The 12,410-nt window shown below is 31.5% G+C and carries 11 protein-coding genes; 7 read left to right on the top strand and 4 right to left on the bottom strand.

Annotated elements, in window-relative coordinates:
- Positions 1 to 208: 208 nt before the first annotated feature.
- Complete coding sequence (locus KO500_RS07785) at positions 209 to 556, bottom strand: winged helix-turn-helix transcriptional regulator (protein ID WP_215955957.1); 348 nt, start codon at positions 554 to 556, stop codon at positions 209 to 211.
- A 236-nt stretch (positions 557 to 792) separates the two neighbouring features.
- Here KO500_RS07785 and nfsB point away from each other — a divergent pair, with 236 nt between their 5' ends.
- From nfsB to KO500_RS07820, 7 genes are all read left to right on the top strand, one after another.
- Positions 793 to 1,452: an oxygen-insensitive NAD(P)H nitroreductase gene (gene nfsB, locus KO500_RS07790; protein WP_215955958.1), complete on the top strand. Its 660-nt coding sequence runs from the start codon at positions 793 to 795 to the stop codon at positions 1,450 to 1,452.
- Positions 1,453 to 1,478: 26 nt separating this feature from the next.
- The gene (locus KO500_RS07795; protein WP_215955959.1) at positions 1,479 to 2,318 is read left to right on the top strand and encodes a DUF4437 domain-containing protein; all 840 of its coding nucleotides are present in this window, start codon (positions 1,479 to 1,481) and stop codon (positions 2,316 to 2,318) included.
- A gap of 104 nt (positions 2,319 to 2,422) precedes the next feature.
- Positions 2,423 to 3,286: an AraC family transcriptional regulator gene (locus KO500_RS07800; protein WP_215955960.1), complete on the top strand. Its 864-nt coding sequence runs from the start codon at positions 2,423 to 2,425 to the stop codon at positions 3,284 to 3,286.
- Between the two features lie 126 nt (positions 3,287 to 3,412).
- Complete coding sequence (locus tag KO500_RS07805) at positions 3,413 to 4,258, top strand: enoyl-CoA hydratase/isomerase family protein (RefSeq protein WP_215955961.1); 846 nt, start codon at positions 3,413 to 3,415, stop codon at positions 4,256 to 4,258.
- Between the two features lie 39 nt (positions 4,259 to 4,297).
- Positions 4,298 to 5,281: a zinc-dependent alcohol dehydrogenase family protein gene (locus tag KO500_RS07810; RefSeq protein ID WP_215955962.1), complete on the top strand. Its 984-nt coding sequence runs from the start codon at positions 4,298 to 4,300 to the stop codon at positions 5,279 to 5,281.
- A gap of 205 nt (positions 5,282 to 5,486) precedes the next feature.
- The gene (locus tag KO500_RS07815) at positions 5,487 to 6,446 is read left to right on the top strand and encodes a 2OG-Fe(II) oxygenase (RefSeq protein WP_215955963.1); all 960 of its coding nucleotides are present in this window, start codon (positions 5,487 to 5,489) and stop codon (positions 6,444 to 6,446) included.
- 68 nt (positions 6,447 to 6,514) lie between these two features.
- On the top strand, positions 6,515 to 7,321 hold the full coding sequence (locus KO500_RS07820; RefSeq protein WP_215955964.1) for an SDR family NAD(P)-dependent oxidoreductase: 807 nt from the start codon (positions 6,515 to 6,517) through the stop codon (positions 7,319 to 7,321).
- 31 nt (positions 7,322 to 7,352) lie between these two features.
- Here KO500_RS07820 and KO500_RS07825 read toward each other — a convergent pair whose 3' ends face one another.
- From KO500_RS07825 to KO500_RS07835, 3 genes are all read right to left on the bottom strand, one after another.
- Positions 7,353 to 8,786, bottom strand: coding sequence for a vanadium-dependent haloperoxidase (locus tag KO500_RS07825; RefSeq protein ID WP_215955965.1), 1,434 nt, complete (start codon positions 8,784 to 8,786; stop codon positions 7,353 to 7,355).
- A 221-nt stretch (positions 8,787 to 9,007) separates the two neighbouring features.
- Positions 9,008 to 11,467: a TonB-dependent receptor plug domain-containing protein gene (locus KO500_RS07830; RefSeq protein WP_215955966.1), complete on the bottom strand. Its 2,460-nt coding sequence runs from the start codon at positions 11,465 to 11,467 to the stop codon at positions 9,008 to 9,010.
- A gap of 3 nt (positions 11,468 to 11,470) precedes the next feature.
- Positions 11,471 to 12,394 (bottom strand): FecR family protein, encoded by a 924-nt coding sequence (locus tag KO500_RS07835; protein ID WP_215955967.1) that lies wholly within the window; start codon positions 12,392 to 12,394, stop codon positions 11,471 to 11,473.
- Positions 12,395 to 12,410: the final 16 nt, after the last annotated feature.

Here is a 12,410-nt window from a genome sequence, read left to right on the forward strand (position 1 = left end):
TTACTTATCTGGATTATGGTTCTGGAAATCACTATATACAAACCATATTTATACATTTTTTATTGATTTAAGTTGGCTAATATTAAGAACAATAGCTTTATTAACTGGTTTTTTTAAGCGGTTAGTAAGTCTTAAAGAACAAAGAAAACTACCCAATTTATAAAATAGTAAATAGAGGTTGAGTAACTAAATACAATTAAAAAAAGCATTAATTTTTAATCAAAGAATTTTTTTCTTTAGTTACAAATATGCCCCAATTAGCAATAGATTGTATTACAGGAATTAATGTATTACCAAATTCTGTTAATGAGTATTCTACTTTTAACGGAGGTTTAGTAGTGTATACTTTTCTTTTAATTAATCCATCTTCCTCCAAACTTTTAAGTTGTAAACTTAAGGTGCGTTCTGTAACTGTTGGCATTTCCTTACGTAATTCATTATACCTCAATTTTTTTTCAATCAAATGAAATAATATAACTGTTTTCCATTTTCCTCCAATAAGTCCCATAGTTAAACTAGCACAACAAGGATATTCTTTTCCGTTATAGGTATACATAACTAATATAGTTTTATTGCAAAATTAAATAACTATACTAAATTACACAACTATACTTTTTATAGTTAATTTAACATTTGAGCTTAAATACTGATTTTATTGACTTTTTTGAATTTTATCCACTTAAAATTTATACTATCCTTTTTGACCGTTATTGTAAGATTTATTTACTATAAGTACTTTTGTGACTATACTTTTTATAGTATTATATTAATCAACTTATTAAAACATGTAAAATGGACTTAAAAGAAATATTAAACTGGAGATACACAACTAAAGAATTTGATCCAACAAAAAAAATATCTAAAGCAGATATGGCAGAAGTCAAAAACTTATTAAGAATGAGCCCTTCAAGTGTAAATCTTCAACCTTGGCATTTTATAATTGCAGAAACTACCGAAGGTAAAGCACGTATGGCAAAAGGAACTCAAGGTTTCTTTCATTTTAATGAGCCTAAAGTTATCAATGCTTCAGCAGTCGTATTATTCTGCTCAAAAATTGATGCGGATGATACCTATTACCAACATATAGCAGATACTGAAGATAAAAATGGAAGATTTCCTAATGAAGACATAAAAAACGGGTTTTTAGGAGCTGTTAAAGCGTTTGCAGGTATTCATAAATACGATTTAAAAGACCAGCAACACTGGATGGAAAAACAAGTATACTTAAATATAGGAAACTTTTTATTAGGCGTTGCTAGTTTAGGTATTGATGCTACTCCAATGGAAGGTATAGATGTAAAAGCATTAGATGAAGAATTTGGTTTAAGAGAAAAAGGTTTCACAACTTTAGTTGCTGTTTCTATAGGTTACAGAGCAGAATCTGACTTTAATTCAACAGATAAAACACCAAAATCTAGATTGCCAGAAAGTGAATTATTCACTGAAATATAATTAGTATTTCTATTCTAATTAAAGTCATGAAAAAAAATATTTTATTAGCATTTGCACTAGTTGCAGGTATTTTTGCAAAGGCGCAAACACCAACAACAGACAATATTAAGTCTGTAAACGAAGTAGTAACGGCAACTAATGTAGAATGGGGTTGGTTAAATCCGTTACGAGGCGACAAAAGTCCAGCTGCAGGAAAACTTTGGGGAGACAGAACCAAAAACGAACCAGCAGGTTTTTTAGTGAAATTTAATAAAGGGTTTTCTTCGCCACCACATATTCACAATATTACGTATCGTGGTGTGGTGATTAAAGGTTTGTTGCATAATGATGATGAAAATGCTGAGAAACAATGGCTACCAGCAGGATCTTATTGGCAACAACCAGCAGGAGAAGCACATATTACTGCAGCAGATGATGAAGAAAATATGGCTTTTTTAGATATACAAGAAGGACCATATTTAGTACAACCAACAGACGAAGCTTTTGATAATGGTGAACGACCAATTAATGTAGATAAAAGCAATTTAGTATGGTTAAACGCTAATGATATTGAATGGATTTCAGAAAAAAGTAATGTAGAAACTGCTTTTTTATGGGGAAGCCATGAGAAAAATCAATTACGTGCTTCTTTAATAAAATTACCAGCTGGTTTTAAAGGAAAAATTAAAAATTTAAGTCCAAATTTTAGAGCTGTAGTTATTTCTGGTGGTATTTCACATCAGTTTTCTAAAAAAGAAGCTAAAAAGGAATTAAACGCACCGTCTTATTTTGGAGCAGAAGAAAATGCTACTTCAATCATTTCAGCAGAAAAGCAAACAGTGATTTATATTAGAAGTAACGGAAAATATAAAGTGACTTTTAAATAGGTTAATGTTTTAATCTCTAATTATTGATTAATAGTAAAAAAGAAGCCACTGATTATTGTGGCTTTTTTAGTTTTTAATATTTACTAACTTTAAAAAAGCTTTGAATGCCAAGAACTATCATAGAAAATATTGTAATTAAACAATATAAAGACCAAACATTTTTTGAGTTCTGTAAATATACTACTATTCGTTTTTTCGAAATTCTTTATTTTGAAAAGGGTACAGGAACCATAAAAATTAATGGCAAAACGGTAAATTACACACCAAATAGTGTGTTTGTTTTTATTCCAGATGATATTTATATCGTTAATGCAGAATCGGCTACAACTACAGTAGCTATAAAGTTTTTAAAGAGTTTTTTTAGAAAAACAAATTCGCAAAATTCGAATCTTCCAGTAAACGATTGGTTTCGTAAAATTGAGGAAATTCTAAATAGTGAAAGTCACGAACTACGTGAAATGCAATTTGAAACCGAAGCAGACAAATCGCATTTAGTATCCTTAATTAATATGGTGGCTACCGAATATTTAAACAAACAATCTTTCGATATTTTTATTATTGAAAATTCATTATCGGTAATCCTTCATTTAATAGCTAGAAATATTCAGTTTATAAATACTTCCGATTCGGTAAAGGAAGTAAAGTCTTCAAAAATTCAACAAATCATCAATTATATTCATTCTAATATTTATAATTCAGACGTATTATCTACTAAAAGTTTAGCTGAAGAATTTCATATGGCAGATAATTACATCAGTGAATATTTTAAAAAACATACCGATGTGTCGTTAAAAAAATACATCATCCATTATAAATTAAAATTAGTAGAAACAAGGTTGAAGTATACCGATTTACAATATTCTGAAATTGCTGCAGAACTCGGTTTTACAGATTCTAGTCATTTAAACAAAACCTTTCAAGCATATAAAGGCACTAGTTTAAGTGCTTTTAAAGCGAGTTTAGCTTAGTTTTTTATAAGAAAGAAACCTCTTTTTTTACTAATACCACTTTGTTTTCTACCAAATAAAGGCTTGGTGTCTATTTTAAATTTGCAGTGTAATTAATAAACACACAATAATTTAAAACATGACACCATGAACTACAAGAACTTTCAAACATTTACCGCAACTCAAAAAGGAGCAATATTAACCGTTGACATTAACTTCGGACCAGTAAACGTACAGGGACAAGAAATGCTAGCAGATTTAAGCAGTCTTTGCTTACGATTGGAACGCGATAGAAGTGTAAAAGTTGTAGTTTTTGAATCGTCTAATCCAGGATATTGGGTTTGCCATTATGATACCGATTTATTAAAAGATTTATCTACAGAAGCTGTTCCAAGAAATGAAATTCAGCTATTAGACTTACAAGCTGTTTTAGAAAGATTAAGCAATGTACCACAAGCAACCATAGCAAAAATTGAAGGTTTTGCTCGTGGTGGCGGGCACGAAATGGCATTGGCTTTAGATATGCGTTTTGCAGCCAGAGGAAAAGTCAAATTCATGCAAATGGAAGTAGGTATGGGCATTTTACCTTGTGGTGGTAGCGCATCACGTATGGCTAGACAAACAGGTTTAGGAAAAGCATTAGAAATTATTTTAGGCGCTAGAGATTGGAATGCAGACGAAGCTGAAAAATTCGGAACCATAAACAAAGCTTTAAATGCAGATGAAATTGGTCCTTATGTAGATGCTTTGGCAGAACGTATTTCAAAATTTCCTGCAGACTCTATTACAGCATCAAAGCGCGCTGTATATGCGTCTATAGACTTACCAATAAAAGAAGCTCTAAAAGAAGAGGCATATCAATTGTTTCAAGCAACCAGTAAAACACCAGCAGTAAAACGTTTTCAATATGCAGATGATAATGGTGCTCAATTTGACCATAACAATCAAAAGAATTGGGAGCAAATGGTAATGGATATTCAAGCTGTAAATTAATAAAAAACAATAATTATAAATTAAAAAAAGAAGATAGAAATGAAAGCAATGTTAATTAAAGAATACGGAGAAAACGGAAATTTCGAAGTTTCAGAAATAGCAAAACCAGAATTAAAAGCTAATCACGTATTAATAAAAATAGCAGCATCAAGCGTTAATACTATTGATACCATGATTAAAAATATGGGATCAGATTTACCATTATCACCAGCTACTCCAGCATTATTGGGTATGGATTTTTCAGGAACTGTTGAAGCAGTTGGAGAAGGTGTAACAGGTTATGCTGTTGGAGATGAAGTTTATGGTTGTGCTGGCGGACTTGCAGATTTACCAGGAACTTTAACCGAATATATTGTTGCAGATAGTAATTTAATTGCGCATAAGCCAAAAGATTTAACCATGCGAGAAACTGCAGCTTTACCATTAGTAGCAATTACTGCTTACGAAGGTTTAACTAGAGCAGGCGTAAAAGCAGGACAAAAAATATTGGTACATGGCGGTTCTGGAGGTGTTGGACACTTAGCTGTACAATTGGCTAAATATTTTGGTGCTGAAGTTTTTGCTACAGGAACGGGCGATAACCAGAAAGCTATTGTGGAAAAATTAGGAGCAACCTTTATCGATTTTAAAACGGAAAAAGTAGCAGATTATACCGCAAAATATACCAATGGTGGTTTTGATGTAGTTTTTGATACGGTTGGTGGGGCAAACCTTACCAATTCTATTGAAGCAGTTGCTTTAAATGGACATATTTCTACTACGGTTTCATTATGTGAGTTAGACTTAACGCCATTACATTTTAAAGGGGCATCATTACACGTAGTATTTATGTTAATCCCAATGTTGCATAATTTTAATAGAAATAAACACGGAAACATTTTGGAAACATTAGCTAAAATTTCAAATGAAGGACATTTAACACCAATTGTAGATGAAAATAAATTCTCTCTGGAGCAAGTTGGTGATGCATATGCACATTTAGCAAGCGGAAAAGCTATTGGGAAAATAGTGGTAGAGCATTAAAAATAAAAGGATTTTTTATAAATCCTTTTAAGTTGATTAGTAGTTAAAATGCCTCTTCTTTTAGGGGTATTTTTCATTTAAATACAGCAAACCTTGTTTTTTACTAAAACTACCATTTTTACTACCAAACACCACCTATCGTTTACCCTTAATTTTGCTTAAAACAATTACAATAACAGTAGTTATTAATTAAAATATATAAATCATGAAAACAATAACAAATACAAATGCACTAGAGCAAGCACGTGCACTTACGCAACCAACTCGCGAAGCTTCATTAAATAGAGAACCTTCTGTATCACAGTTTTGGAATAGCAACAGAAAATTACTTGAAGAAGCGTGGGCAACATGGGAAATGGAAAACAAAGATAATTTACTAATTCCTGATGAAACACTTCTTGATCCAAAATTACGAAAAGCTATAAACGAGGCATGGGAAAACCCAGAAAAAGAAAATGCTGTTGCCGATTTATGGGAAGAAATTATTCCTGGCGTTTATGTTGCACAGTTTTTTGATGTGGAACGCTTAGCAGAATTCCGTAAGTATTTAGAAGATGTTGTAAATTCCGAAATACCAAAACGTGCACCTTATGGCATACAATTAAATCGTTATGGACTGATGTTAGATGAACGCTCTGAAGGTCATTTAGCTACACCAAGTTTCCAAGCCTTTTATAACGACATGATGGATCGCTATATGCGTCCGATTGCACGTTTATTACTTGGTACTTATGGCTATGATAACCAAACCTTTGGTTTTTCTATTCAGTATAATCCAGATAAAGATAAAGATTTGCATGCTCATACAGATGCTTCCGCGGCTACTTTGAATATAAATATTAATTTACCAAATGAAGAATTTACAGGTTCAGAAGTTGATTTTCATGATAGAACTACAGGAAAAGTTGTACAGACTATTTTTGAGCCAGGTAAGGCAATAATTCACAGAGGAAATGTGCCACATGCTACACATCCAATTACCAGTGGTCAACGTAGTAATTTAGTAGTTTGGTTATATGGAGATCGCATGCAAATTCCTCGAGGTAGTACAAGTAGTTATGGTAGTGTTAGTAACTCTGCATCTAATGTTGTAACATTAGAAATAACTGCTCGTCAGCGTTGGAGTGTTCCTAATGAGCCAAAAGATACTTTTGCTCCGTTTTAATACAGACGAAAGTTTAAATCAAAATACTAAAAATTGTAATATTAAATTTACATAAAAATTAAAAGGAAATGCAAAAAGCAATATTAATAACAGGTAGTACAGATGGTATTGGAAAATTAACAGCCTTACAACTTGCAAAAAAAGGGCATATCATTTACATACATGGTAGAAGTGAAGCTAAGGTGAAAAGTTGTATTGCCGAAATTAAAGATGCTTCACAAAATAAAAATATACATGGATTTGTTGCAGATTTTTCAGAATTAAATGCTGTAAAACATCTTTCAGAGCAAATTAAAAATAAAGTACCAAAATTAGATATTCTTATTAATAATGCAGGAATATTTAAATCGCCTAATAGCAAGACTATATCTGGTTTAGATGTTAGGATGGCTGTTAACTATTTTTCATCTTATATTTTAACTGAAAGCATTGTATCTGTTTTAGAAAAAGGTTTTAATCCGCGAATTATAAATTTAAGTTCGGCTGCACAATCTACAGTTCAAAAAGAGGTTTTAAAAGGTAAAGTTACTGTGAGTGAGAGTGAAAGTTATGCACAAAGTAAATTAGCGTTAACCATGTGGAGTTTCAATTTTGCAAAGCAACATCCAAATATTACAACTATTGCTGTTAATCCTGGTTCTTTATTAAATACTAAAATGGCAAAAGAGGCTTATGGGCAACATTGGTCACCAGCTGAAAAGGGTGTTGATATTCTATATTCTTTAGCATTAGATACAGCGCATGATAATGAGTCTGGTTCTTATTTTGATAATGATAAAGGTGGTTATACCAATGCACACCCTGATGCATATAATACCAGTAAAATAGATTTTTTAGCAAGCATAACAAAAGAGATATGCTTAACTATTCAATAATTTAAAGGCCCCATATTAATGGGGCTTTTTTTTAATTAAAATTATTATTGCCTTGTAAGTTTAAGCTATTTATAGCATCTGCAACTTCGTACCCCAAACGTAAACCTTCAATAGCATCTTGCTCAATATGTACACCAAGTGGAACACGAGAATAGGCATTTTCTGTAGCCATTTCAGAAAAAGAATTAAAACTTCTTGCAGTTCCGTTAAAGGTTAAACCTGTAGCATTAGTATACGTATCATCAGTAAAAGATATGTTGTCAGTTTCAAAAAAATCTATAAATACTCCAGCGGCTGCTCCTGCAAAAGTTGCATGTCCAGATGGGTAACTTGGAAAAGCAGGGTTTACACCATCAATAAATCTAGATAAGTTGGTGGTAAAATCAGCATCAATCACTTGTCGAATATAAGTACTTGGTCGTTGTATGTTGTACGTATACTTATCATCCCAAGCGGATACTGCTGCATCGTTAACGGCAAAACCTAATTTTAATAACAGTTCTAGGGCTCCTTCATATTCCAAATCGTTTTGTGCAATTAATTGGTTAGCTATAGAAAAATGTCTCCCTGGAGGACTAATCATTAAGCCTTCAACATCATCAGCCCAAAATTCCGCAATCCATAAATCTTCATCATTAGTATTCGCTGCGTTTACAGTTGCTTCGTACACATCATTCATTTGACTGTAATAATCACTATTTTGATTCGTACTGTATTCTAAAACAGATTCAAAATCTATACTACTAGATTGTTCTGGAGAAATAGCAAAAGTCCTAACTTCTCTCCAGTAAGGAAACCATGCATTTTCGTTATCACCAGCTGCCCAAAGTCCTGTTCCTACTGGAGCATCATAATCGTTAGGTGTTTGGTTTACAATTTGTTCTTCACCATCATTATCTGTTTCACTATAATCAATAACACGTTGTGCTACATGGCGCCCCCAACGCTCAGAGTTTTCTATAACATCATCAGATAGTCCTTCTGATAATTCTTCTTCAAGTTCATCTTGTAGTTCAGAAATAGTTTGTCGGTAACCAGCTTCTAAATTAATCATAAAATGGTCTACAACTAATGCATAAGCCGTATTTAATGCTAATTCTAAATTTACATTGTTTTCATAAACATTGTCATTAATATTAAAATTATTAAATCTGTTTGTGTTTGATGTATAATTATCCATAAAAGGTATAGCTGTTTCGTAACCTGTTAAGTGTATATAAGCTAAAGATCTAGTAATGGTATTTGGCCTCATATTTACAGTGTATTGGTCTAAGTAAACCCATAAACTACTCCAAGCCAAAATTAGACTTGTAGTTTCATCTGAAACTTCATCTTCAGCAATACTATCAGCTATAGTTGTAGTATCATTATCTAATTCTTCAATTAAATCATCAACGCTACAAGCGTTTAATAGTAGAGAAATAATTGCTAAATAAAATATACTTTTTAATGTTGTGTTTTTCATAATTCTGTTTTGTTAAGAGATAAGATTGTTTTAAATAATCTTGGAGTTAAACCATTAAGTAAGTCCTACTTGAGTAAAAAAACTCGATGTAGTATTCTTTTTTTAATGTATTACGAAGAGGAGATTGTTTTACCCAACCCTTAATTATGAAAAAAAACAGTAATTAGTTAAAATAAATTTTAATTAGCTTATTACTAGGTTTTTATAAACTTGTTTTTTTACTAGAAAAATAAGTTAACCTGAAGATTTGGTGAAAACTTAGTAGCGTTTCTAAAAGTACTATCAGAAGTATTTTGAAAAATATTTATGGTATTGTCGGCATTATATACATTGAGGATAGATAAGCCAATTATAGATTTAAAGCTTTTTGAAGAATTGAAAAAAGTATAGCTAGCTGAAAAATCGAGCTGATGCAAAGCATCAAAACGGTCAGATAAATTAAGGTTACTAGTGTCGCTATCAGTTTCATCAGAAAAAATAATAGGCATTCCAGTAAAATGGCTCCATGTTAAAGCAAATTTCCACCTATTTAAATTAATTAAAGTGGTAATATCTAATAAGTGTGTTTGATCAAAAAAAGCGGTTGCAGTTGTACCGTTAAAATCTGTAGTAGTTTCACTTAAAGCATAGCTTAACCAAGCCTCAAAAGCATGCCATTTTTTCTTTACAAAAAGGTTAGCACCTTTACTATAAATACTCCCAGGTACATTATCTGTTTTATTGGTAATGTCGTTTGTAGTTTTACGATAAAACTCAAGATCAATTAACCAATTCTTAAACTCAGTTACAGAACCAACCATAAATTGAGACCCTTTTAATGCTGAAATTTGATCATTTGGTAAATACCAAAGCTGATTTGTAATATTAAAATCGTCAAAATCGTTCGTGAATTTTTTTTGAATAAATTGATTGGAAGTTCCGTAAGACGACTTTAAATACCAATTATTATTTAGTGTAAAACTTGCAGTAATCCTTGGGTTTACATAAAATGTTTTTGAAGGTGCATAGTAGTTATTATGAACGCCAAGGTTAAGCAACAATTTGTCATTCCAATTTTTTTGTAATACGAGGTATGATGAATGTACCACGGCACGTTCGTCCCTTTTTTGGTCAAGATCGTTTTCTTCTTCTAGCTCATTACTAATTATAGCGTGTTCGGTTAATGTGTAACCAGTTTCAAAAGTTAATTCTGTATTATACGTGTAAACAACTTCCGTTATTAACCGTGTGTCTAAAATAGTGTTATCGTACTTTTGTAGGCTAGATTGTTCTTCTAGAGTAAACCCCTGACTAACACTTTTAAGGTTCATTCTAGAACGGCTAATTCTAAACTCTGTTTCCCATTTTTTAGAAAATTTAGCTTCCCACTTTGCGGTAATTCCCCAATTGTTAAGCTCAAGGTCTCTAAAATCTGTTTCATCACTATTCTCGTTATCATTTACTTCAGCTGATAAGTTGTTTTGAATATTAATAAAGCTTAATGTAGCTAAGTGCTTATCGTTAATTTTATAATTAAGTTTCGCATTCATATCAGTAAAACCAAAATCAAAATCATCGGATGTATTAATATCATCAGCAACAGACTCTAGTTTACTACCTTGAAAAATAAGCTCAGAAATAGCTACTAATTTGGGTAAATTAAAACCTGGATAGCTAGACCTAAATGCGGCTAAAAATGATAGTTTATTTTCAATAAGCTTAGCTTTTACAGTTGCTCCCGCAAATAATGTATTTACAGCAACTTCATAATTGGTACTATCCGGAATTTTATCACTAGTAGTCATATCAATTAAACCACCAACGCGACCGCCCCATTTTGCAGGAAGCATAGTTCTTTGCACTTCAATATTTGAAATAACAGAAGCATTGTATGGAGAAATAGCTCCTAAAAAATGACCTGAATGATAAATAGGAATATCGTCTATTTGCACCAAGTTTTGGTCGTATGTGTTCCCTCTAAAATTTAAATTTCCAGATTTTCCGCTAGGGGAGTGTATACCAGGTATATTGTTTAGAACATTAAAAACATCGCCAGCAGTTTCACCAGCCAACAAGCCAAGCGTTTGTGTATTAATCTGTAAACTAAAATCGCTTACTTTGGCATCTACACCTTGGGTTAAATAGCCATTTAATACAATTTCATCTAAGTGAACCTGCTTTTTAAAAAAGTCTAAATGTTTGGTATTTAGTAAGTCATACGCACTTATTTGAACATCATTATAAACCTCTGAAAAAAAGTAAATAGAATCTAATGGAAATATTTTTTGTAAAGTAAACACGCCATTTTGCGCTTGAATATTTTGTTTATTGCCTTTATTTATTTGAAATTCTAGGGCTGTTATAAGCTCATTATTATCATGATTAATAACTGAAAACTTGAGAGTTTCTCGTTGTGGAGTAAGCATGTAATAATCTGGACCATCTGCATTAAAATTAACAGGTAGCATTTGTTTTATTTTTGCTAAGCAATCTGAAATCTCGTCACAATTAAAATCGTTTTCTAGATAAATGTCATCAAAAAAAGTGTGGTTATATGAAAAGCTTATGCTAAATTTTTGTTCTAATTCATCTAACTTATCAGAAAGCTTAATCGTCGTTTTATTTTGAGCAATAGCAAAGTTTAGGCTAGTACAATAAATACTAAACACTATAAATTTGAACAAATACAACTTTAACTTCATATTTTACTGAAAAGTTACATTACTAGTATCATCTACTATATATTCAATTTCCATAGAAGTTGATAGTGTTTGTAATGCTTTATTTAAATTTTTATGTGTTATAGTACCTGTAAACTCTAAATTATGGTACTTTTTAGGTAATGTAATAGTGGTGTTGTAATATTTTTGTAAATCATTAATTACAACCATAAGTTTACTCTTGTTGTATTTACTAAAACCATTCATCCAATTTGGTTTATTGGTATTAATAATACTTTTAAGTAGTGTATTTTGTGTAGCAACAGCCGCTTGTCCTTTTGATAGAATTTCAGAATCTTTACTATAACTTACTTTAACTTTGCCTTCAAAACATTTAACTTCAAATGTATTATTGGTCGCATTTACATTAAACTGTGTACCTAAAACTTCAATAGAACCTGTAGCAGTAGTCACTTTAAACGTATTACCTTTAGTAACCACAAAAAAAGCTTGCCCGGTTAAAGCTATATTTCTATTAGCATTCCAATCTTTTTCTTGATATGATATACTAGATAAGGCATCTAACTTAATTATTGATCCATCAGGCAGTGTTACATTTTTATTTTCAGCAATCGTAGTTTCAATAACTGTATCAGTATTTAAAAAGTAATTTACTGCAAAAAATGCAACGGAAATAAAAATAACAATACCAGCAGCAATACTTAGCCAATTGGTTACCAACTTGGGTTTGGGTGTAGTAGGGGAGATTACCCTTTTTTTTCGTTCTTTAAGATTCTCTAAACCTTTTTCTACATCAAACTGTTCAACTTGCCAAGTATCGATATCATCAATAACCACTTTTAAATCGTCTAATTCGCCCGATTTTTGTAAGGCTTCTTTTTCGTCATCTGTTAAACGATTATCTAGCCAACGAGCTATTAAATTGTCTTTACTAAATTTACTTTCCACGGTTACTTGGTTTTTT

Origin of the sequence: Cellulophaga baltica (assembly GCF_018861125.1) — a bacterium.
Classification (GTDB): Bacteria; Bacteroidota; Bacteroidia; order Flavobacteriales; family Flavobacteriaceae; genus Cellulophaga; species Cellulophaga baltica_A.

Bases quoted from the DNA above. Each gene is read 5' to 3' on its own strand.
- KO500_RS07825 (WP_215955965.1), bottom strand. From the start codon at position 8,786: ATGAAAAACACAACATTAAAAAGTATATTTTATTTAGCAATTATTTCT.
- KO500_RS07830 (WP_215955966.1), bottom strand. From the start codon at position 11,467: ATGAAGTTAAAGTTGTATTTGTTCAAATTTATAGTGTTTAGTATTTAT.
- nfsB (WP_215955958.1), top strand. From the start codon at position 793: ATGGACTTAAAAGAAATATTAAACTGGAGATACACAACTAAAGAATTT.
- KO500_RS07800 (WP_215955960.1), top strand. From the start codon at position 2,423: ATGCCAAGAACTATCATAGAAAATATTGTAATTAAACAATATAAAGAC.
- KO500_RS07795 (WP_215955959.1), top strand. From the start codon at position 1,479: ATGAAAAAAAATATTTTATTAGCATTTGCACTAGTTGCAGGTATTTTT.
- KO500_RS07785 (WP_215955957.1), bottom strand. From the start codon at position 556: ATGTATACCTATAACGGAAAAGAATATCCTTGTTGTGCTAGTTTAACT.
- KO500_RS07805 (WP_215955961.1), top strand. From the start codon at position 3,413: ATGAACTACAAGAACTTTCAAACATTTACCGCAACTCAAAAAGGAGCA.
- KO500_RS07820 (WP_215955964.1), top strand. From the start codon at position 6,515: ATGCAAAAAGCAATATTAATAACAGGTAGTACAGATGGTATTGGAAAA.
- KO500_RS07810 (WP_215955962.1), top strand. From the start codon at position 4,298: ATGAAAGCAATGTTAATTAAAGAATACGGAGAAAACGGAAATTTCGAA.
- KO500_RS07815 (WP_215955963.1), top strand. From the start codon at position 5,487: ATGAAAACAATAACAAATACAAATGCACTAGAGCAAGCACGTGCACTT.